The following is a 22,691-nucleotide window of genomic DNA, read 5'->3' as shown; positions in this document are numbered from 1 at the left end:
CTATGGCAATTATCTTTGATAAGGTAAAGAAAAATTACGGTAAGAAGCCTGTTTTTTATAACCTAAATTTTAAAATTCCTTTAGAACCAGCAGTAATTGGTTTGGTAGGGCCTAACGGTGTGGGCAAGTCAACCATGTTAAGGTTGCTTGCAGGGGTATTGGAACCAACCGCGGGTTTGATCAAAAATGACCAGGCTAATGAACCGTATGTTAAATGGGCTAGCTTGCATACTAGTTTTGTGGCGTCAGGTGAAAGAGGCCTCATGTACAGACTAAATACTCTTGAAAACGGTATGTATTTTTCTTCACTTAAAGGAATTAGTATAAAAAAGACAGAAAACAATATTCGAAAAATGGCGCAGGATTTCAATTTTTCAAATGAACTTGCTACTTATTTTCAAAATTTGTCTACTGGCTTGAAGAAAAAGGCTGCTATCTTGGTGGGAGCAGCAATGGAAACAGAGGTTTTACTCTTGGACGAGCCCTCAAACGGTCTTGACATAGCTGCACAAGAAGATTTAGCGTCCTTTATTCTAGATTTAAAAAATAAATATGGGAATACTATTTTTATTTCATCGCACGACACTCAAATGCTTTCTGGAGTTGTTGATCATTATCTGTTTTTAAAGCATGGGCAAATAGCGGAAAATATTGGAAATAAAATGGCTGAAAATGATCTGATTTCTGAATACCGTGAAATTTATAAGTAAAGGTAGGAAGCAAAATGAAAAAAGTTAAAGAGCTATTTAATATTTTCTGGGTGCAATTATATTTACAGCTAAAATTGCAAGTTCGTTATGTTAATTCAGCTATTAGTTCGCTAGTTTTATATGCCGGTGCATTTTTAATTGTTGTCCTTTTCACCCAGCCTGCCCAATTGGGCCGAGCTTATGGTACCAAGCAGGGTGTTCTATTTACTATTGTCGGCTTTTTGTTTTGGAGTATTGGTATCTCTTCATTAGGTGAATGTAGTAATGGGGTGGAGACTGATGAGCAAACTGGTCTGCTTGAAAGTGAAACTCAGTCTATCTTTCCTTTATGGGTTCTGTACTTTATCAAAACTTTGGCAGAAAACTTATTTGTTTGGATCTATCTTTTAATCATAGGCTTCGTAGCTTCATTTTTTTCAATATTCACGGTAGTTGAATTATTAAAAGCTTTGTTATTAACCTTTGTATTTTCTTTAATTTCGAATTTAGGAATGTTTGGCATTGGAATGATTTTTGCTTCTGGTTCAATTAGATTTAAAAGAATGGGTCAGTGGGCTACTATACTGCAGGCTTTATTATTAATGTTGTCAAATGTTTATTTACCAGTATATAATGCGTTTCAAGAGCTCATTCCCTATGTCGGTGGTGTGGAAATAGTGCGGCAAATATTTCTGGGCCATGGAGTTTCATTGCCAAAACTGCTAATATTTATAGTAGTAAATGTCGTTTGGTTCTTAGTTGGTATTTTGATTTTCAATTATTGTATTAAAAAAGAGCGCAAAAACGGCTCGTTTGATGCTTTTTAAGTTAAAGAAAGGTGATATTTATTTTAACGTTCAAAAATGTTAAATGGGGAACAAAGAGATATTTTAAAGTAAAAAAATTATATTTGAGTGCATTTCCCAAAAATGAACGATTTCCATTTATTGGGTTGCTAGCGATGGCACTGCAGAAAAGAGTTAATTTGCAGGCTGTCTATGACCATGATAATTTTATTGGTTTAATTTTTTGGACTTATGCAGAAAAAATTATTTATATTGGTTATTTGGCAGTTGCCCCAATCTGGCGTGGCAAGGGCTATGGCAGTCAGATTTTAAATTTGATGAAACAAAACCATCCAAACCAGGAAATTGTTTTAGACATTGAACCAGTTATAAAAACAGCAAAGAATTATTCTCAGAGAATCAATAGATTATTATTTTACAAGCATAATGGCTTCAAATTGACTCAAGATAATTTAGTCGATGAAGGTGGTCACTATTCGATTTTAAGCTCTGATGAAAGCTTTAAAAAGCGTAATTTAAGTCAATTACTGGAGCGAATGAGTTTCAATTGCTATAAGTTTAAAATTGTTTCTAGATAATTAAACAAACAGTTATTTTGACAAAGATTACACGTTTATTTTGATGTATACCATAGCTTGTTAATATTTTAAAAATTAAAAGGATAATCAATAACTTGAGTTATTGATTATCCTTTTTAAATTTATTTAATGTATCCGACTTTATACCATAAGACATGCCCATTATTATTTTCAGAGGGTTTAAGGGAATAACCTGAAATGTGGTCGTTGATCGCTCTGATTTTGTATGAGTTAACTGTTGGAATCATGTAAGCTTGATCAAAAATATATTGTTGCCAGTCATGAAAAACTTTAACACGGTATTTATGATCAAAAGCTTTTTGTGAATCCATTTCCTTTAGTAATTTAGTATTTTCTGGTGTCACAAAACGATCATAGTTGGCTGCGGTGCTGTCACCGTACATTCCATCCTGTGATGGTTCAGTAGACATATACCAACCGGTTTCAAACATATCGACTTGCGGATCATCTTTGTTAAGTTTGTCGTAAAATGAATTTGTTTCCGTCAATCGACCATTCAATAAATTAACATTTAGTCCTATTTTATGCCATTGCTGAAGATAATTTTGTATAATTGGACCTTGTGTTGGATCACCAGCTTTGGCCATAAATGTAATCTTTAAAGGTTTGCCGTTGGGTTGAACACGCCATTTACCTTTCTTCTTATATCCGGCTTTATCAAGAATATCGTTGGCCTTTTTCAGATTATAATCATAACCCTTAATATTTTTATTGAAATAGTCACCAAATTGAGGCGGAATTAGGGTGGTTATATGAAAAGTTAGCCCGTGGGTATAATGTTTGGTAACTTCATCAACATTCATGGCATAACCAATTGCTTTACGCAGAGATTTATTGTTCATCTTGCTATTATGATTCATAATGCTCTTATTGTGTTTGGCATCCCATTTACCTAATTTAAAGCCAATGAACCAGTATGAAAGAGGGATTTCTGCTATAAACTTAACTTTTTTAGTATGCTTCACTTCATCCCATTGGGAATTTACAACATTAATGACATCGAATTTATGATTCTTTATTGATTGCGATGATGAGTTAGGAGAAATCACCTGATAAATAATTTTATCCAGTTTGGGTTTACCGCGCCAATAATATTTGTTTGGCACCCAAACAGCTGATTGTCCACGAACTAATTTTTCTAACTTATAGGCTCCGAAATACAAAGGCTTTTTCCTAATCTTATTAGATGACTGTAATTTGTTAAAAGGGACGTCTTTTAAGTAATGATAAGGAGCGGTATATTCTGAAAAATAGCCATTTCCACTATTGTACATTCCTGGTTTTAATTGCTTAAAATGCAAAATGACTTTTCTGCCATTTTCACCATCAGGCATTTCAATGCCTGAAATAGACTTAGCTTTTCCTTCGTGATATTCTTTTAAGCCTTTAATAAGTTCAAACTGGCTGGAATATCTTTGAGAATCGGTGCCTTTATTAGATAATATTTCATAGGGATATTCTACATCCTTAGCCGTTACCTGTTGACCATCAGACCACCTTACTCCCTTTTTAACCTCAATCGTAATAGTTTTATTCTTTTGATTGATTTTCAAAGTTGCAGGTCCTTTATTAGTGAAACGGTAGTTATCATCTGTATCAAATAGGGATTCAGATCCAGGAGAGGAAAGGTCAGCATCAGTTGCAGTTACTTGTAATTGATCAGAAAAGATACCTGTAAAAGGTGTATCGGTCTGCAGTGCTACTCTAAGCGTACCACCCCGTTTAATTGGCTTATCAGGCATTTTTGCAGGAAACTTGCTTGCTTCTTTTGCATTATTTTCCTGATTATTGTTACTTTTACCACATGCCGTAAGAGTTAGGGTTGTGGCCGCCAAAATACCAATTGAGCTTAAAACATTGCTTTTTTTCATGATTTTTCATCCCTTATGAGTACTAATTTATAATGATGTAACAATTTCAATAATATCATATTAAAGTTAAATTTTAAATATAATAAATAAAAATTAACTTTTAGTAAATTATTTTAATATATCTGTTTTTACTAACAAAAGTGAATTAATTATGTAATTCAGATACAAAAAAAGCCAAGTCATCTCTTGCTTGGTTTGTTAAATTATTATAATAAAAAAATTTTAATTCTTATGATTAGCGTAAAAGGTTAAAGCTCGAGACAGAAAACTCAATATTAAAAAGGTTTGGCTTAATTTCCTCTCCGTCTACTTGAGCATATTCTTTTTTCATGGTAGTAACCTTAATTTTGTCAGCTTCAAAATAATGAAATTGTGGATCATTAACGTGTGAGCCATCTTTTAATAAGTTAATAAATAACTTTATCAGTTTGCCTAAACTAAATTTTTCTACTACGACAGTGTCAATTTTGTGACTATCAATTTTGGCACTGGGCAAGAGGGGAAGGCCGCCACCTAAAAACGGGTGATTAGTTGTAGTAACCATAAAAGCATCATCAAAGTAGATTTTTTGACCATTTCGTTCAATTTCAACTCCGAAAGTATCTTGTTTAGTCACACTCGCCACAACGTTAAGGCCATAAATAAATTTTCCCTCGCTAAGATGGTTTAAGAGCTTTTTAAGCTTGGAAATATTACTATTATGGTTAACAAAAGCATCAAAACCAACCCCAAAACTATTAGCAAAATAATATTTTTGTTCAGCTGTTATTTTGGGTAGGGTAAATGAGCCACAGTCTATCTCATCTGGCTCAAAATTTTCCTTAAAGTGATCTAGTAATACTTTAGGATCAGAGGTCAGATCAGCGGCACGGGCAAAATCATTGCCAGTGCCTGCTGGTAAGTATGCAATAGGAGTACTAGGATTTTCCGAGCGTTTAATCCCATTTAACACTTCATTTAGTGAGCCATCGCCACCAATCACTAATAAAATTTCATTTGACAAATGGTGTTGATTGCCATAATGTTGGGCGAGACGAATGGCTTCACCAGCATAATTACTTTTTTGCAGGTCAAAGTTAATATTTTGGTTGATTAACAAAGAAGTTGTCTGCTCAAGCACTTTTTTAGCACGACCGTTACCAGCTACTTCATTGACTAAAAGATGTATTTTTAATTTATTATCCATATAATTTCATTCGTTACATAAAAAGTCCCTCAAAACGGGCTTTTACTATTTTTTCTCAACTAACATTGGTAAGATCATTGGCCGTCTCTTGGTTTTTGAATATAAAAAGTCTGAAAGATTATCAACTATTGCATGACGGATCACACTATCTTTAGGATGATCTACCTTGTCCATTTCAGATTTGATAACGTGATAAATATGCTTTTGGGCCTGATTAATTAATTCGGTTGATTCCCGCATATAGACAAATCCACGACTTAAAACATCTGGACCAGCCAAAACTCGTTTGTGTTTGTAATCAACCGTTGCCACTACAACCACTAAGCCATCTTCAGACAAGACTTGACGGTCATGAACCACAACATTGCCAACATCAGCTGTACCTGAAGTATCAACATAGACATCACCCGCAGGAATATGTCCGGCTATTCTTGATCCTTCAGGACCAAAACAAACTACTTCACCGTTTTCAAGGACAAAAGTATTTTCTGCAGGGACGCCTGCTGCTTGTGCTAATTCAGTATGAATGACTTGCATGCGGTATTCACCGTGAACAGGGATCATGTACTTCGGCTTGGTCAAACGAACCATCATTTTAAGTTCTTCCTGACCGCCATGTCCAGAAGTATGAACGTTGTTTATTCTGCCATGAACAACATTCGCGCCGCCTTCCATTAACTTGTTGATTAAGTGGTTAACGCTTAATGTATTTCCAGGAATTGGGTTCGATGAAAAAATTACTGTGTCGCCTGGTTGTAAACTAATTTGCCGGTGTGTTCCGTTGGCAATGCGAGAAAGGGCGGCTAAAGGTTCACCTTGAGAACCGGTACATAAAATCATTACTTGTTCTGCTGGTGTATGGTTAATTTCATTAGCATCTACAATCAAACCATCAGGAACATTGAGATAACCTAAATCAATCCCGTTTTGCACACCATTTTCCATACTACGACCAAAAATAGCAACTTTTCTTCCAGTGTCAATAGCAGCTTCAATGGCAGTTGAAACACGGTACAAGTTAGATGCAAAAGTAGCAAAAATTATTCTTCCGTGTATTCCGGTAATAATGTCGTGTAAAGATTTAGCAACGAACCGTTCGGATTTAGTAAACTGGCTGACTTCAGCATTGGTTGAATCAGATAGTAGTGCTAAAACGCCATCGTTGCCCAATTTTGCTATTCTCTGGAAGTTTGGAGCTGGTTGATTCATAACCGGAGTTAAATCGAATTTAAAATCACCAGTGAAAACGACTGCACCTAGTGGTGTATGAACAGCTATACCCAATGTATCAGGAATAGAGTGAGTGGTTCTGAAAAAGGTAACCGTCAATTTCTTAAATTTTAGTACAGTATCTTCATGTTCTTCATGAAGCTCAGTCGTTCTTAAAATACCATGCTCTTCAAGCTTACCCTTAATTAAAGCTAAAGCAAATGGGGTGGCGTAAACTGGAATTTCAGGGATCTTTTCTAGTAAGAAGGGGATCCCGCCAATGTGGTCTTCGTGTCCGTGACTAACAACTAGAGCTTTAATTTTTTTGCGGTTTTTTATTAAATAAGAATAATCTGAAATCACATAATTAATACCAAGAAGATCATCTTCAGGAAATTTAATACCACAATCCATAATGATGATTTCATCTTGGTATTGTACACAGTACATATTTTTGCCGATTTCGTGCAACCCCCCGATTGCAACTACAGCGACTTCATTATTTTTAATACGCACAGAGACTACTTCTTACTCTCAAAAGTGGTTAATTTAAAATCGGCATGCTCTTTTTCGTAAGTTAGCGAATTGCCAGCCAATTCTTGGATGAGTTCAATATTATAGGGGGTATTTTCCTCAACCATTGTTCTTGCGGCCACCATGTTGTCGGCCTCAAGATAAAGAGTTTGGGTTGTTTCCCGTCTAGGGTTGACAACCTTGTCTTTTTGATACAAAACTTTATAGATCATATTTGTATTCTCCTTATTCAGTTAATAAAACGTTCAAATTTTGGATAACATAAAGCATCCAATAGCTAGTAAAATTTTACCATACATGCAAAAACAAGTATAGAATCAAGTTTTGCCAGCTTTATTAAAAAAACCGTCAAAGCAATAAAATGACGGCTAAAAATCTTTTTACTAAAATTAATAAATTATTACTGTATCTTCATCTAATTTAAATGGGTTCTGCTTATTGATACGGTCATAAAAAAGATGTCCCCGTAAGTGTTCGATTTCATGGGATGCAACAATAGCTGGGTAGTCTTTTAAGCGAATGGTCTTTTCTTCACCGGAGACAGTATAGTAATGAATTTTTAATTTGTCAGGTCGTGGCACATAACCATCAATTACTTTATCAACACTCAGGCATCCTTCACCTTCACTTAAGCAAGCTTGCTTGACTGATTCAGATAAAATTTCAGGATTAACAAAAGTTTCCTTAAAAACAATATCACCTTTGTCATTTGGAACCAGTAATGAGGCCATTTGAACGCTTTCACCAACCTGTGGTGCGGCCAAACCAACTCCGGCACGCAATTGGTGCTTTTCTGCAATTTTAGGATCTTGCGAGTTAACTAGATATTCCATCATTTCTTTAGCCAAATTTTGATAATGTTCGTTTAAAGGAAAAGTTAATGGTTTAGCTACTTTGCGCAATACTGGGTTACCGTCACGGGTAATATCTTTCATTAAAATCAATTACATTCACTCTTTCATAAAAGTTTATATTTATATTTGTAACATAAAATAAACTAATTTGTCTGCTTTTTATTCTATACTAAATTTTTAATTTGAAAAAGAGGGATAAACGTTGACCCTTAAACTGTTAGGTGGTAAAATCAATGAGCGTAAATATACAGATATGAAACACTTCGATCAGCATGTTTTTGACGTGCCGCCGAAACTGTGACCACGTCACAGTTTTTTTATTGAGGAGTGGAGGAGGAATACTTTTGTCAGAAAAAAGAAGAGACGATATTAGGAATATAGCTATCATAGCGCACGTTGACCATGGTAAAACTACTTTGGTTAACCAATTGTTGAAACAATCCGACACTCTCCCTGAACATATGGCTTTGGAAGATCGTGCGATGGATTCAAATGATATTGAGCGTGAACGTGGTATAACTATTTTATCTAAAAACACTGCGGTTAAATATGGTGATACAACCATTAATATTCTGGATACTCCAGGACATGCCGATTTCGGTGGCGAAGTTGAAAGAATCATGCATATGGTCGACGGTGCTTTATTATTGGTTGATGCTTATGAAGGCACTATGCCGCAAACTCGTTTCGTACTTAAAAAGGCATTAGAAGCAGGAGTTAAGCCAATTGTCGTTATCAACAAGATTGACCGTCCTGGTGCTCGTCCTAAAGAAGTTCTTGACGAAGTGCTGGAATTATTTATTGAATTAGGAGCAAACGATGAGCAGCTTGACTTCCCAGTAGTTTATGCATCTGCTTTAAATGGTACCTCCTCTTATGATCCTGATCCGTCAAAGCAGGAAGAAACTATGAACCCTATTTTTGACACGATTATTAAATCAATTCCTGCACCAATTGATAATTCGGATGAGCCTTTGCAATTCCAAATTACGATGCTTGACTGGGATGACTATGTTGGCCGTATAGGTGTTGGTCGTATTTATCGCGGGCGAGTTAAAGTTGGCGATAATATCACTGTTATGAAACGTGACGGATCTACCCAAAACTTTAGAGTTACCAAACTGTTCGGTTTCTTTGGCTTAAAGCGTAACGAGATTACGGAAGCTAAAGCAGGCGATATCATTGCCATTAGTGGGATTAATGATATTTTTGTTGGTGAAACTATTGCTTCAGCTGAAAATCCTGAAGCTTTGCCTCTCCTTAAGATTGATCCACCTACACTGCAAATGGATTTTGTCGCTAACGATTCACCTTTTGCTGGTCGCGAAGGTGATAAAGTAACACCAAAGAAGTTGGAAGATCGCTTAATTAAGCAAACCAGAACCGATGTTTCATTGAAAGTTGATCCAACCGACCAATTAAATGCTTGGACAGTTTCAGGTCGTGGTGAGCTTCACCTTTCAATTTTGGTTGAAGAAATGCGGCGTGAAGGTTTTGAACTGCAATTATCAAGACCAAAAGTTATCTATCGTGAAATTGATGGTAAAATGTGTGAACCATTTGAAGCTGTTCAAGTGGATACTCCTGATGAATATGTTGGTTCTGTCATCGATTCACTTTCTCAGAGAAAAGGCGAAATGAAGAACATGGCATCTACCGGTAACAATCAAACTCGGCTTGACTTCCTAGTTCCTTCTCGTGGCTTAATTGGCTATAACAATGAATTTATGTCCCAAACCGGTGGCTACGGCATTATGAATCATAGTTTTGATTCATATAAGCCCGTTGTTAAGAACTGGGAACCGGGAAGGCAAAATGGTGCTTTAGTTTCCATTAGCCAGGGTAAATCAACCACATATTCTTTGCAAACAGTTGAGCAACGTGGTGAATTGTTTATTGGTGCTGGAGTCGAAGTTTATGAAGGAATGATTGTCGGTCAATCCTCTCGTGACCGTGATATCGCAGTTAATGTTATCAAAGGTAAAAACCTGACTAATACTCGTGCTGCTGGGAAAGATCACGCTGCTGCAATTAGAACTCCTAAGACTTTAACTCTTGAAGAAGCTATTGAATTCTTAAATGATGATGAATATTGTGAAGTAACTCCTGATTCAATCAGATTAAGAAAGAAAATTCTGAACACTTCTGAGAGACAAAAAGCCGATAAAAGACGTAATAAGAAATAAATAAATTTTTTAAGAAGGGCACTCACTGATGAAGTGGTGCTCTTTTTGTTTTATAATGCTTATAATAAAGGTTAATTTATTATAGAAGGAGAGGTCGGCTTGTGCGGCAAAAACTTCACCATTTAAATTACAATATTTTCTTACCATATATCCTGTTAGTGGTCTTTGGAATAGTGATGGTCTATTCTGCTAGCTCGGATATTTTGCTGGTGAATGGCTTTAATCCGGCATTTTACGGTAAACGCCAAGCCGTGTACGCTTTTTTTGCGGTTTTTGTTTTTGGTGCTCTCTGCTTTTTTTTAAAACTTGATATTTTCAAGAGTCGGAAGTTTGTTGTTTGGTTTCTCGGGATCAGTATTTTATTACTTTTTTATTTAATTTGTCTAAAAATTTTCAAGGGCTCTGCTGCTGCGGTCAATGGCTCTGTAGGTTGGATTGATTTAAAAATAATTAAGATTCAGCCACTGGAAATTGCCAAATTATCCTTGATAATTTATTTGGCTTATTTTTTAGATCGTCATGATGGTTCTTTTAACAAAGGCCAAATTATTCAAAACTTGTCCAGACCTGCAATTTTAGCTGCTTTTATGATGTTTTTGGTTATCCTTGAGCCTGATTTTGGCGGTACCGCTGTTTTAGCAATGATTGTCATCGTCATGTTCTCAGTTTCTGGTGTGCCCGCTAAAAACGCAGTTTTATGTCTTATTGGAATAGCGGTTGGAGTTTACCTGCTGGTTTTTCTGATTATCAAATGGAATCCTGAATTTCTGCAAAATAAGTATCAGTATCGTCGTTTTCTTTCTTTTCTTCATCCGTTTGAACTGGAGCAAAAGGGAGGAGCACAACTGGTTAACTCATACTACGCTATTCATAATGGCGGTTTATTTGGTGTAGGTCTGGGTAATAGCATGCAAAAAAGAGGCTATCTGCCCGAGCCTTATACGGATTTCATTTTAGCAGTAATTGCAGAAGAAATAGGGGTTATTGGTGCTCTAGTAGTAATAGGTCTAATTTTTTATTTAATATGGAGTATTATGGAAGTTGGTATTCATGCCAGTTCCCAATTCAATGCCTTAGTATGTTTTGGGGTAACGACAATTATTTTTACCCAGACAGTTTTTAATGTGGGTGCTGTGCTTGGCTTATTGCCTATAACTGGGGTCACGCTACCGTTTATTTCTTATGGTGGATCATCTTTAATAATTTTGTCAGCTGCTATCGGAATTGTGTTGAATATTTCAGCAAATGAACGAATTAAAAATGAAGAAAGGTTTGCAAATGGGCGTTGAAAAAGATTTAGCTAATAAAAATATTATTCAAAGGCAAAGTCTGACTGTTTATTTGAATTCAATTAGTGATCAATATAAATTGCGACGATATGGCGATATTGTTTATTTTTCTAAGAAATTTGCTTATTGTATTTTATATGTCAATAAAAAAGACATTGAACAAGTTTGCCAAGATTTGAATTCACTTGATTTTGTTGAAAAAGTGGAAAAATCAAATCGGAATCAAATCGATCTCTCAAGCGATCATATTGAAAAGCAAATTACAGAATTAGCCCAAGAAGCCGAAAAAACATTACAAGAACGTCAGGAAGATACTGAACAGCTATTATGAGAATTATTTCCGGAAAGTATGCTAAACGCAATTTATTTACTCTTAAAAGCCAAATTACAAGACCAACAAGTGACAAGGTTAAAGAATCTCTGTTTAATTCGTTAGGTCAATTTTTTAACGGTGGAGCAGTTTTAGATCTATATGGGGGAAGTGGCGCTCTGGCAATTGAGGCTGTTTCTCGGGGATGCTCTCACGCAGTTATAGTTGACATTAATTATCAGGCTGTTAATGTTATTCGCAAGAATGTGGCTTTAACAAAGGAGCCTGAACGTTTTGCAGTCTATAAAATGCCGAGTAATGCAGCTTTAAGTAAATTTGCCAAAGAAAAGCAGAAATTTGATCTTGTTTTCTTAGACCCACCTTATGCCAAGCAAAAAATTGCGGCGGATATGGCAAAAATGGTTGACCTTGAGTTATTGAATAATGGGGCAGTAGTAGTGGCTGAAACTGATGATCAAACGGCTTTAAAAACAAGCAGTAATTTTCAGCTAATTAAAGAAAAGCACCTGGGTAAAACCATCGTTCGTTTTTATCGAAAGGAATACTAATGAGTGTAGCAATATTTCCTGGGAGTTTTGATCCCATCACTAACGGTCACGTTGATATAATTAATCAGGCTGCTGCGATATTTGATAAAGTTTACGTAGTGGTCATGGTCAATACGGCAAAAAAATATCTTTTCACAAATGAAGAAAGAGAAGACTTGATTAATGATGCCGTCAAAGATCTGAAAAATGTTCAAGTGCTGCTAAAGCCTGACCAGCTTACTGTTAATGTTGCACGCGATTTAAGAGCAAATACAATTGTACGTGGCGTAAGAAATACTACAGACTTTTTATTCGAACAGCAGATTGCAGAAATGAATAAAAAAATGGCTAGTGACATAAGTACCGTTTTGCTTTTTACTGAGCCAGAAAATAGCTTTGTTGCCTCAAGTATTATAAAAGAAATTGCGCAGTTTAATGGTGATTTTGCTAGTTTTTTGCCGACTAAAGCAGCACAGGCTTTAAAAGAAAAAATAGGTTATAACAAACATGAATAATGAAAAGAAACCACTCAAGAAGTTTTCAAAAGCTCGAAAATGGCTATTTATTATTTTGGCATTTTTTCTGGTTTTTATTGGCTTAAACTGGCCAACCAATTATTATATTGAAATGCCAGGCAGTGCTGTTTCAATTGGTCAATTTGTAAAAAGTAAGGTTAAGCCGCCAAGTAATTTTTATTTAGTGACAGTCAGTGAAACAAGTCAGCCGGCAACAGTATGGGAATATCTTTTCAGTTTTACTCAAAAGCATGCTAGTCGTATTCCAAAAACTGAGTTGTTGGGTGGTTCAAACAGCAGTCAATACCAAGAATTACAAAATTGGTATATGCAAACTAGTCAACAAAATGCAATTTATTATGCGGCCAAAAAGGCGGGACTAAAGCCTAAACTCCACTATAAAGGTGTTTACGTTATGCAGGTGCAAAAAGGTTCAAGCTTTAATGGCAAATTGCAAGTAGGAGATACTGTCTTAGGCGCTGACGGTCATCAATTTCACTCTACAGAAGAAATGATCAGTTATTTTCAAAAAAAGAGAATAGGCTCTAAAACGGAAATTAATGTCTTGCGAGAACAGAAAAAGATCAATTTTAAAGGAAAAATTGTTAAGGTTGAGGGAACAGGCAAACCTGGCATTGGAATACAGCTGGTAGAACATATACAGGTTGAGACAAAGCCAAAAGTTACAATTAACGCCGGTGCAATAGGGGGACCATCAGCCGGATTAATGTTCACTTTGACTAGTTATGAAGTATTTTCAGGCAAGCACCTAGCTAAAGGCCATAAGATTGCTGGAACTGGAACAATCAGTCCATCAGGCAAAGTGGGTATGATTGGTGGCGTTGATAAAAAAGTTGTGGCTGCTGATCGTGCTGGTGCTGAGGTCTTTTTTGCACCTACTGATACGGCAGGAATGAAAAAAAGTGCAAGTAATTATCTGCTTGCTAAAAAGACGGCCAAGCAAATTGGAACAAAGATGAAAATTGTTCCTGTGCGCACGTTTGAGGATGCACTCCATTATTTACAAAAAAATTATTGATAAATATCAAAAAAGTCCAAATGTTTTTGGGCTTTTTTACGTACTTAAAAATAGGAGTTGAAAACATGGATTGGGAAAAATTAAAAACTTTTATTGATAAGCATAAAACGTATTTTTTCATTGGATTAGCATGTTTAATGGTTGTTTTTGTGTTTGAAATAAAAAAATCGGAATCTAATGAAAATATTAATGATTTTGACGATGAAAATACTGAGCTTTTGCAAAGTGAAAAAGACAATACTGACAATTTGTTAGACAAAACAAATTCAGAGAAAACAAAAACAAAAGAAATCGCTGCAGCTAAGCCCAAAAATGTCACTTGTGATATATCAGGTGCCGTTAATCATCAAGGAGTGTACACACTTAAAAATGGAGCACGATTAAATGAGCTGATCGCTGCAGCAGGAGGTATTAAAAGCAACGCTCAGTTGAAAAGGGTTAACCGAGCTTTGATATTAAAAGACCAGGATAAAATTCATATTCCTTATAAAGGTGAAAAAATTAAAGCAGAACAAGTGGTAGAGTCAGTTTCATCTACTTCCTCTGGCTCGGTTTCTGCTGAAAATAGTGATAACAAAGCTGATCAAACGACTGCCAGCAACAAAGTAAATATTAATACCGCAAATGTAGCACAATTACAACAACTTAATGGTATTGGAGAGAAAAAAGCACAGCAAATTATTGCTTATCGTCAAAAAAACGGTCAATTTAAATCCATAGAGGAACTTAAACAAGTATCTGGAATTGGGGAAAAAACTTTTGTCGCCCTTAAAGAGCAATTGGAAGTTTGATGTCCTAAAACCCGGCTTTTTTCTTGTATTAGCTTTATTACTGGTTGATTTAAGTTTCTTGTACTACCAGTGCAATACCTTAATGCAAAAGCTCGTTTGTCTATTAATAGGATCTTATCTTTCATATTTACTTTTTTATAAGTTTAATTCTTTAAAATGGTTTTCTCTCGTCGTTCTTTTCATAACTTTTTTTGTTTCTTACATTGATAAAAAGCAAACTAACTTTACCATCCGTCCCAAGACAGTAATAGTTTTTTATCCTGACCAGGTTGAAATTTTTGACGATTGGTTCACAGTTGATGGTCAAGTGGCAAACGGCAAAATAAAAGTTTCTGGAAAAATAAAATCTAGCCAAATAAAACAATTACGATTAGGGTACAAAGTTGTACTTTATAATTTGTCTGGTGATGTAAATCCGATTGAACCTGCTTCTAATTATGGCCAATTTGATCTGCAAAGGTTCTATCGCTTTAAAAATATTACTCAAGAAGTCAAACTGACCAACTATAAAGTTAAAATTGAAAAGCGTGGCATCTGGAATTATTTACATCATTTGCGGTTCAAATTAAAAGTGTTTTTGCAAAAAATGCCACCAATCTTATCTTTTTTCAGTAGTGAACTGATATTAGGTGAGAATCCCAGTCAAAGATTTCAATCAATACTAAATAATTATCGTGACCTTGGTGTAATTCATATTCTGAGTATTTCCGGTCTGCATGTTGGTATTTATACTCTGTTAATCAGTACATGTTGTTATTTTTTAAAATTAACACAAGAAGAGACATTTGTTTTTTGTTTAATTATTTTACTTATAGGAATTTTTCTCAGTAATGGTCAAGTTGGTTTTATCAGAGCAAGTTTGACCTATATTTTAGGTCAGCTCCTTAGTATAAATAAATTACAAATTAACAAGAGTGATTTACTTGGTCTAACTGCTGTTTTGCACTTAATTTTCGCTCCGCGTTTGATGATGAACACTGGTGCAATTTTAAGCTATATTTTAGCCTTGGGTTTGGAAATGACTAACCATATGACTAAATTTAAGCAGTCATTTTCTTTAAATAGTCTTTTATTGCCCTTGCTTCTATTTTATTTTTTTCAATTTAATCTATTAACCGTTTTCTTCAATTTACTAATTGTGCCATATTTCAACTGGGTCGTAATGCCTTTAACTTTTTTGAATTTGTTTCTCTTTAGTTTTAGTCCAAAATGCAGTTTTTTATTTGAAAGAATACTTGAACAAGGAGAAAAAGCAATTGCACAAATTTCTAACAGCAAAATTGGTCTTTTAACATTTGGCAAAATAAACTGGTGGCAATGCCTATTCTTATTAATGTTGACATCTATCATATTGATTTGGATAAATGAAAAGCCAGACAATCAAAAAGTAAAAAAGAATATCATAGGCTGCCTTTTACTGATGTATGGATTGCTATTTTTAACAATTCATTTTCCGTTGCAGGGACAGGTGACTTTTATTGATGTTGGTCAAGGTGACAGTATTTTTATTTCTACTCCGTTTTTCAGAAAAGTTTATTTAATAGACGTCGGCGGAAAACTTAATTTTAACGGCAAGAAAATAAACCCTCAAATTAATAAAATTACGTTGCCATTTTTGAAGGCTCAAGGCATAAGCAAAATTAACGGGATATTTATTACGCATCAAGATGCAGACCATGTAGGTGATTTGAGACCACTTTTGAGTCAAATCAAAGTAAAAAAATTATATATAGCTCGAGGATTAATACAAAATCCTTCTTTTCAAAAAAGGATCATTGGTAAAATCAAGAAAAGCCAAATCATACAATTATTAGCTGGGAATAGAGTTAATGACTCTCAAATATCTTTTCAGACTGTCTATCCTTTTAAGCCAGGTTTAGGCAAAAATGAAGATTCTCTTTCTCTAACATTTAAATTGGCAGGTAAAAGGTGGCTTTTTACTGGCGATTTAGGTCAAGAAGGTGAACTGGAAATTATAAATCAATATCCTTTGCATGCAGATTACTTTAAACTAGGTCATCACGGTAGTCGTACTGCTTCAAATAAAGAATTCTTAAAAGCACTACATCCAGAAAAAGTTTTTATTTCTGCCGGTCGCAAAAATCGTTTTGGTCATCCCCACATGGAGACAATTGAAACTTTGCAGGAGCAACATATTCCGTGGGCATCGACCCAAGACTGTGGTATGATTACTTGGACTTATGGTGTTTTTACGAGGCCCAAATTTAAGAGATTTTTACCGGTGATTAAAAAATGACATTACTTTCTTTGTTTAAAGGTTCTAATAAGAAAATTGCTCATACGCTGATTAATGGCGACGATGCTTTCTTAAATGAATATCTTGCTGATTCATATATTCATGAAGCAGAATTTTCTGAATATGAAAAAGTTTCTGTTGATTGTGATTCAGATGGCTTAGATGAATTAATTGCTGATCTCACTGAGTCGAGCCTTTTTAGTCAAAAAAAAATAATAACAATTAAAAACCCATTTTTTTTAACTGCAAAAGCTCCTAAAAAATTCCAAAAGCAAATTTCAAAGTTGCAGAATGTTTTTGCAAACATTGCAGAGTTGGATGATGTTTTAGTAATTGTTGCCTCATATGAAAAAATTGATCGGCGAAAGAAAATTACTAAGCTTATTATCAAAAATTTCAATGTGGTGGAAACCAAAATCAGACCATTTGAAATGGGTAAAACTGTCAGAAATTTGATTTCCATGGAAGGGTATCAAATTACGAGTTCTGCTCTGAATCTTTTATTAGAACGCAGCGATCAAGTACTAGACACTGTTTTAAGTAATTACAATAAACTGAAAATGGTTGCGAACAATAGAAAAATCACGACTGAATTAGTCGAAAAAAATGTTGATTTGTCTTTGGCACAAAATATTTTTGCTATATTGGATTCAGCTTTAAGCAACAATTATCAAGAAGCTTTGGCAAGATTAAGTAATCAGCTGCACAACGGCAACAATCCAATACAGATTCTTGCGGTGTTTGAAAATCAGTTGGAATTGATTTTGATTGTTAAGGTACTTAATGAGAGAGGCCGCAGTGAAGCTGAGATTGTGCAAACTTTGGGAGTTCATCCTTATCGCGTGAAGTTAGCTCTTAAAAATAGATTAGCACTGGACAAAGTAGCAAAACTATTAAAACAAGCAATTAAGTTGGATTTTAATTATAAGAGCGGACAATACCAAGAAAACAATTTTTTAAAACTATTTATTCTCAGTGTATAAATTTATGTAAATAAAAAGACAGAAATGATTTCATTTCTGTCTTTTTGATTATTAATTAAGCAAGATCATTATTTTGCAAGTTTTGCTAAACGGCTCTTATCACGGTTAGCTTTATTCTTATGAATAAGACCTTTAGAAGCAGCTTTATCTAATGCACGAGCAGCAGCTACGTGTAATTCGGAGGCGTTATCAGCACCAGCAGCTTGAGCAGTCTTGAACTTTTTAACAGCAGTTCTTAACTGATTCATTTGAGCAGCATTGCGCTTTCTTGTAGCATCTTGAGTCTTAACACGCTTAATAGCTGATTTAATTTGTGGCATAAATTTCACCTCCATTGATCGTAATTCTACTTTATAGATTATACTGAAAGATAATTGTAGATGCAAGATAAATAATACTTGCTTTTTAAAAAAATTGTCTGTATTATACTATTGTTGTGAACCGTTAACGCTGTTTGCGCGCTCACACCTGACGGTTAACGTTGTTAACGGCAATTATTCTAGTGAAAGGTGAAAATAATATGGCAATTTCAAAAGCAGAAAAAGATGAAATAATTCAAAAATTTGCGACTCACGAAGGTGATACAGGTTCAACTGAGGTTCAAGTAGCCATCTTGACTACAGATATTAACAACCTGACTGAACATATGAGGAATCATTCACACGATCATCATTCTTATGTTGGTTTGTTGAAGAAAATAGGTCACCGTCGTAACTTACTTCGTTATTTACAAAATAAGGATATTAATCGTTACCGTGAATTAATCAAGAAGCTAGGTTTGCGTCGTTAATTAATTGAAATGTCAAAAAAGCTGGTTCAAATTAGGAATCGGCTTTTTTATTTTTGTCAAAATACCTTTTTATGCTAGAATAAAAAAAGATACTTTTTACGTTGTGATCACATGATCCATAAATAACAACTGAATAGCAAATTAAAGAAAAGGAAATATAATGACTGATCAAGTTAAAATTATGATTTTGAGCGGCGTTCGTGAACAAGGAAAAGACATGTTCGCTGTTCAAGTTAATGATGAAATTTTTGTTCTTGATGCTGGTCTTAAATATCCTGACAGCACATTGTTTGGAATTGATCTGGTTATTCCGGATCTGGACTTTTTTGAGCAATATGGTGATCAGGTGGTCGGCATCTTTTTGACACACGGACACGCTGATTCGATAGGAGCTTTGCCTTATATTTTAAGAAAGTATGATATACCTGTTTTTGGGTCACAACTCACAATCGAACTGGCAAAAATAACAGTTAAAAGGGAGAATAAGCGTTGTAAAAACAATCTTTTTCATGTTATTGATGCGGAAACAGAGATTGATTTCAAAAATGCCAATATTTCATTTTTCCCGACCACTCATTCTATTCCTGATTCATTGGGAATAGATGTACATACTCCTGCAGGAGAGGTTGTTTATACTGGAGACTTTAAGTTTGATCCTTCAGCAGCCCCTAAATACCGGACGGATTTAGACAGATTGGCAGAAATTGGACAAAAGAAAGTTTTGGCACTTTTAAGTGACTCCTCAAATGCAGAGGCATCCTTGCCCAATGTTGCCGAGCAGGAGATTGGCGATTACGTCACAAATGTTTTTCGTAATGCCAAGGGCAGAGTAATCGTCGCTGCCAAAGCCTCTAACCTGATTAGAATTCAGGAAGTGCTAAATGCCGCTAATAAAACTGGCAGACATGTTTTGTTGACGGGCAGGGATTTGGCCAAAATAGTCCGCACCGCTATGAATCTTGGCTATTTGAATGTTCCTAAAGGCTTGTTGATGCGCGTTAAAGATTTAAAAGAGACTCCTGATGAAAAAACGGTTATTCTTGAAACCGGTCAAATGGGTGAGCCTTTAAATTCTTTACAAAAGATGGCCAAAAAACGTCACAGTATGATTACAATTCATAAGGGAGACTTGGTTTTCATTGCCACAACGCCTTCTCACGCAGTAGAGACTATTGTAGCTCAAACTAGTGATATGGTTTACCGCGCTGGTGGTACTGTAATTCAACTAGGTAAAGCAAAACATACTAGTGGACATGCGACGGGCCGTGATTTACAACTGCTTATTGACATTATAAAGCCACAATTTTTAATACCGGTAATTGGCGAATATCGATTACTGGAAATTCACAAAGATTTGGCAATCAGGGCAGGACTCAAAAAAGATGATATTTTTATCACTAAAAATGGTGATTGCTTAAGTTATGACTTTAATCAAAAACGACTTTATTTGACAGATCCTGTTCCCGGAGAGGACACCATGATTGATGGTTCCGGCATTGGCGATGTCGGTAATATTGTTTTACGCGATCGCGAAGTTTTGTCCGATGATGGCATCTTTATTGCAGTCGTGACTATTGATCGGCGCAAGAAAAAAATTATTGCTCAGCCTCAGGTTACCAGTAGAGGGTTTGTATATATTAAGGCCAATCAGCAATTAATGCGTGACAGCATTGAGCTGATTAAAAAGACAATCAATAATAATTTCGAGCACAAAAAATTTGACTGGACAGAGATTAAACAAGATGTACGCAATGATTTGGAAAAGTTTCTTTATCGCAAAACAAATAGACGGCCAGTAGTTTTGCCGGTAGTAATGGAAGTAAACCAAAACCGGCATCGGGCAATGCAAAAGAGAAATAGTAAAAATGATGCACCAAAAAAGGAAATACATCACCCAGTTGATGTTAATAAGACCGGTCAAAGAATTATCAAGAAAGATCAATGATGACTTCACTAAGTCAAAAAAATTTAATTAATTTGGCAAAAAGAAATGAGGCAAATGGCGATTTGCTGCAGGCCATTCAAAATCTTGAAGAAGCTTTAAGGGATGGTCACAGTGACGAAGTTATTCTTAATTTGTGTGATTTCTATATTAAGAACAAGCAGAATTATTCTGCCTATGAATTAATTAAAGAAGAAAAAGACCTTTTCACTGATTCTGAAATTTTTGCTAAATATAGTAAAATTCTAAGTGAAAATCATTTTTTTATTGAAGCTTTAGAAGTTAAAAATATAACTGACTATGAATTACCATGTTCGGTAGAACCAGTTAATTCATCAGTTCAACAGAAAATAATGGTTACTTTTAGGCAAAAAGCTAAACCGACAAAATACGACTACGACCAGCTATTTAAGCTTGATTTGTCGAATTTTAAAAATTTTGCCCAGAGCTTATTGATCGATCCGAGTTTAAATTTTGCGGTGCGACTGGTTTTATGTGAGGATTTATTCAGACTTGGACTAAAAGATAAATTTAAGGTACTGGTATTAGGGCAGGAAGAGGAATTTATTCCCCGAAAAATAAATTTACTTGAAAAGGAACCGGTATATCGTGAAGCTATTTCAGGCATTGGTTCACGTTACTACCATAAGCCCAGTCAACTTCCGGCTGTGTTAGGCGAAGTTAATTTGATTTTAGGAAGCCTTTATCCTAAACTAAATAAGTATGTTGATGATCCCGACAGTTTTGCTAGTGACATTGCTTCTTATATTGATAATCACGATGGCAGAAGCAATCAAAAGCTGTTTGAGAAAATCGATAATAATATATCCGAATAAAATTGGATAAAATGCCTTTACTTTTTCAAAGTATTTAGTATAATAGCAAAGGACGTTTTCATTAGGCATGGCTCTATGCATTAAAATACTAGGCATTTGCCAATGAAAGTAGTACAATATTCAACAGAGAACTATCCGTTACTTACTCAACGGACTTCTTGCAAATTTACAGGAGGGTCATTTTAATGGCAGAAAAAGAACATTACGTTAGAACAAAGCCACACGTAAACATTGGTACTATCGGTCACGTTGACCATGGTAAGACCACTTTAACAGCGGCTATTACTAAAGTTTTATCAGAAAAGGGCTTGGCTAAAGCAGAAGATTATTCAGAAATCGATGCAGCCCCAGAAGAAAAGGAACGTGGTATTACTATCAATACCGCTCACGTAGAGTACGAAACTGAAAATCGTCACTACGCCCACATGGATGCCCCAGGTCACGCCGACTACATTAAGAACATGATTACCGGTGCTGCCCAAATGGATGGAGCTATTTTAGTTGTTGCCGCAACTGATGGTCCTATGCCACAAACTCGTGAACACATTTTACTTGCTCGTCAAGTTGGTGTTAACTATATCGTTGTTTTCTTGAACAAGACTGATTTAGTTGACGACCCAGAACTGATTGACTTAGTTGAAATGGAAGTTCGTGACTTGTTGACTGAATACGATTACCCAGGTGATGATATTCCAGTTATCCGTGGTTCAGCATTAAAAGCTTTACAAGGTGACAAGGAACAAGAAGAAGTTATCATGAAGTTGATGGACACAGTTGATGAATATATTCCAACTCCTGAACGTCAAACTGATAAGCCATTCTTGATGCCAGTTGAAGATGTCTTCACTATTACTGGTCGTGGTACTGTTGCTTCTGGTCGTATTGATCGTGGTACAGTTAAGATTGGTGATGAAGTTGAAATTGTCGGCTTGGTAGACAAAGTTCTCAAATCAGTTGTTACTGGTTTGGAAATGTTCCACAAGACTTTGGACTTAGGTGAAGCCGGAGATAACGTTGGTGTATTGCTTCGTGGTATCGACCGTGATCAAGTTGTTCGTGGACAAGTTTTAGCTGCACCTGGTTCAATTCAAACTCACCACGAATTTAAAGGACAAGTTTACGTATTGAAGAAAGAGGAAGGCGGACGTCATACCCCATTCTTCTCAGACTACCGTCCACAATTCTATTTCCACACTACTGATATCACTGGTGAAATTGAATTACCAGAGGGTACTGAAATGGTTATGCCTGGCGATAACACAGAGTTTACTGTTAAATTAATCAAACCAGCAGCCATTGAAAAGGGTACTAAGTTCACTATCCGTGAAGGTGGTCGTACTGTTGGTGCTGGTCAGGTTACTGAAATTCTTGACTAGTTCGTTAAAAACAGTTTAAAAAGATGTACTTCTTCATAGAAGTACATCTTTTTTTGCCTAAGTTTGTTTTTTGCGACCGTT

General features: G+C 35.4%; 22 protein-coding genes. 16 read left to right on the top strand and 6 right to left on the bottom strand.

The genetic code is table 11. From position 1 onward, the window contains the following. The first annotated feature begins 2 nt into the window (after positions 1 to 2). The 3 genes from AAA926_RS02120 (at position 3) to AAA926_RS02110 (ending at position 2,073) form a co-directional block, all read left to right on the top strand. Positions 3 to 710 (top strand): ATP-binding cassette domain-containing protein, encoded by a 708-nt coding sequence (locus AAA926_RS02120; protein ID WP_198179348.1) that lies wholly within the window; start codon positions 3 to 5, stop codon positions 708 to 710. A gap of 14 nt (positions 711 to 724) precedes the next feature. Next, positions 725 to 1,516: an ABC transporter permease gene (locus AAA926_RS02115; RefSeq protein WP_198179346.1), complete on the top strand. Its 792-nt coding sequence runs from the start codon at positions 725 to 727 to the stop codon at positions 1,514 to 1,516. Between the two features lie 134 nt (positions 1,517 to 1,650). Then, a complete protein-coding gene (locus AAA926_RS02110) occupies positions 1,651 to 2,073 on the top strand; it encodes a GNAT family N-acetyltransferase (RefSeq protein WP_198179344.1) in 423 nt (140 codons plus the stop codon). A gap of 122 nt (positions 2,074 to 2,195) precedes the next feature. Here AAA926_RS02110 and AAA926_RS02105 read toward each other — a convergent pair whose 3' ends face one another. The 5 genes from AAA926_RS02105 to def form a co-directional block, all read right to left on the bottom strand. Then, positions 2,196 to 3,965: an oligopeptide ABC transporter substrate-binding protein gene (locus AAA926_RS02105; RefSeq protein ID WP_198179343.1), complete on the bottom strand. Its 1,770-nt coding sequence runs from the start codon at positions 3,963 to 3,965 to the stop codon at positions 2,196 to 2,198. A gap of 235 nt (positions 3,966 to 4,200) precedes the next feature. Continuing rightward, the gene (locus AAA926_RS02100) at positions 4,201 to 5,151 is read right to left on the bottom strand and encodes a diacylglycerol/lipid kinase family protein (RefSeq protein WP_198179342.1); all 951 of its coding nucleotides are present in this window, start codon (positions 5,149 to 5,151) and stop codon (positions 4,201 to 4,203) included. Positions 5,152 to 5,196: 45 nt separating this feature from the next. Next, positions 5,197 to 6,876, bottom strand: a complete 1,680-nt coding sequence (gene rnjA / locus AAA926_RS02095; protein ID WP_046332037.1) for a ribonuclease J1 — start codon at positions 6,874 to 6,876, stop codon at positions 5,197 to 5,199. Positions 6,877 to 6,881: 5 nt separating this feature from the next. After that, complete coding sequence (locus AAA926_RS02090) at positions 6,882 to 7,106, bottom strand: DNA-dependent RNA polymerase subunit epsilon (RefSeq protein WP_034979341.1); 225 nt, start codon at positions 7,104 to 7,106, stop codon at positions 6,882 to 6,884. 177 nt (positions 7,107 to 7,283) lie between these two features. After that, on the bottom strand, positions 7,284 to 7,838 hold the full coding sequence (def, locus tag AAA926_RS02085) for a peptide deformylase (RefSeq protein ID WP_198179341.1): 555 nt from the start codon (positions 7,836 to 7,838) through the stop codon (positions 7,284 to 7,286). A gap of 254 nt (positions 7,839 to 8,092) precedes the next feature. On the opposite strand from def, the gene typA reads away from it, so the two are divergent. From typA to holA, 9 genes are all read left to right on the top strand, one after another. After that, positions 8,093 to 9,934 (top strand): translational GTPase TypA, encoded by a 1,842-nt coding sequence (typA, locus tag AAA926_RS02080; protein WP_198179340.1) that lies wholly within the window; start codon positions 8,093 to 8,095, stop codon positions 9,932 to 9,934. A gap of 101 nt (positions 9,935 to 10,035) precedes the next feature. Next, positions 10,036 to 11,223 carry an FtsW/RodA/SpoVE family cell cycle protein gene (locus tag AAA926_RS02075; RefSeq protein ID WP_198179339.1) on the top strand — a complete coding sequence of 396 codons (1,188 nt, stop codon included), beginning with the start codon at positions 10,036 to 10,038 and terminating at the stop codon, positions 11,221 to 11,223. Then, positions 11,213 to 11,554 carry a DUF2129 domain-containing protein gene (locus AAA926_RS02070; RefSeq protein ID WP_198179582.1) on the top strand — a complete coding sequence of 114 codons (342 nt, stop codon included), beginning with the start codon at positions 11,213 to 11,215 and terminating at the stop codon, positions 11,552 to 11,554. Before AAA926_RS02075 ends, AAA926_RS02070 begins: the two co-directional genes overlap by 11 nt. Then, on the top strand, positions 11,551 to 12,102 hold the full coding sequence (gene rsmD, locus AAA926_RS02065) for a 16S rRNA (guanine(966)-N(2))-methyltransferase RsmD (protein ID WP_198179338.1): 552 nt from the start codon (positions 11,551 to 11,553) through the stop codon (positions 12,100 to 12,102). The genes AAA926_RS02070 and rsmD overlap by 4 nt, the downstream gene beginning before the upstream one ends. Next, positions 12,102 to 12,596 carry a pantetheine-phosphate adenylyltransferase gene (gene coaD / locus AAA926_RS02060; protein ID WP_198179337.1) on the top strand — a complete coding sequence of 165 codons (495 nt, stop codon included), beginning with the start codon at positions 12,102 to 12,104 and terminating at the stop codon, positions 12,594 to 12,596. The genes rsmD and coaD overlap by 1 nt, the downstream gene beginning before the upstream one ends. Then, positions 12,589 to 13,635: a SepM family pheromone-processing serine protease gene (locus AAA926_RS02055; protein ID WP_198179336.1), complete on the top strand. Its 1,047-nt coding sequence runs from the start codon at positions 12,589 to 12,591 to the stop codon at positions 13,633 to 13,635. Before coaD ends, AAA926_RS02055 begins: the two co-directional genes overlap by 8 nt. 65 nt (positions 13,636 to 13,700) lie before the next feature. After that, positions 13,701 to 14,426, top strand: coding sequence for a ComEA family DNA-binding protein (locus AAA926_RS02050; RefSeq protein ID WP_198179335.1), 726 nt, complete (start codon positions 13,701 to 13,703; stop codon positions 14,424 to 14,426). After that, positions 14,395 to 16,683 (top strand): DNA internalization-related competence protein ComEC/Rec2, encoded by a 2,289-nt coding sequence (locus tag AAA926_RS02045; protein ID WP_198179334.1) that lies wholly within the window; start codon positions 14,395 to 14,397, stop codon positions 16,681 to 16,683. Before AAA926_RS02050 ends, AAA926_RS02045 begins: the two co-directional genes overlap by 32 nt. Then, a complete protein-coding gene (holA, locus tag AAA926_RS02040) occupies positions 16,680 to 17,666 on the top strand; it encodes a DNA polymerase III subunit delta (protein WP_198179333.1) in 987 nt (328 codons plus the stop codon). Before AAA926_RS02045 ends, holA begins: the two co-directional genes overlap by 4 nt. A 68-nt stretch (positions 17,667 to 17,734) precedes the next feature. Here the strand turns inward: holA and rpsT are convergent, their stop codons facing one another. Further along, positions 17,735 to 17,986, bottom strand: a complete 252-nt coding sequence (rpsT, locus tag AAA926_RS02035) for a 30S ribosomal protein S20 (RefSeq protein ID WP_198179331.1) — start codon at positions 17,984 to 17,986, stop codon at positions 17,735 to 17,737. Positions 17,987 to 18,186: 200 nt separating this feature from the next. Here rpsT and rpsO point away from each other — a divergent pair, with 200 nt between their 5' ends. The 4 genes from rpsO (at position 18,187) to tuf (ending at position 22,610) form a co-directional block, all read left to right on the top strand. Next, on the top strand, positions 18,187 to 18,456 hold the full coding sequence (gene rpsO, locus AAA926_RS02030) for a 30S ribosomal protein S15 (RefSeq protein ID WP_034979304.1): 270 nt from the start codon (positions 18,187 to 18,189) through the stop codon (positions 18,454 to 18,456). Positions 18,457 to 18,616: 160 nt separating this feature from the next. After that, entirely contained in the window at positions 18,617 to 20,401 is a 1,785-nt protein-coding gene (locus AAA926_RS02025) for a ribonuclease J (protein WP_198179329.1), read from the top strand. Further along, the gene (locus AAA926_RS02020) at positions 20,401 to 21,234 is read left to right on the top strand and encodes a tetratricopeptide repeat protein (protein ID WP_198179328.1); all 834 of its coding nucleotides are present in this window, start codon (positions 20,401 to 20,403) and stop codon (positions 21,232 to 21,234) included. Before AAA926_RS02025 ends, AAA926_RS02020 begins: the two co-directional genes overlap by 1 nt. A 185-nt stretch (positions 21,235 to 21,419) precedes the next feature. Next, a complete protein-coding gene (gene tuf, locus AAA926_RS02015; protein ID WP_045928030.1) occupies positions 21,420 to 22,610 on the top strand; it encodes an elongation factor Tu in 1,191 nt (396 codons plus the stop codon). Positions 22,611 to 22,691 lie beyond the last annotated feature (81 nt).

It is taken from the genome of Lactobacillus juensis (genome assembly GCF_036246285.1).
In the GTDB taxonomy this organism is placed as follows: domain Bacteria; phylum Bacillota; class Bacilli; order Lactobacillales; family Lactobacillaceae; genus Lactobacillus; species Lactobacillus juensis.
The sequence above is the reverse complement of the archived record's forward strand: the minus strand, read 5'-3'. Positions and strand labels throughout refer to the sequence as shown.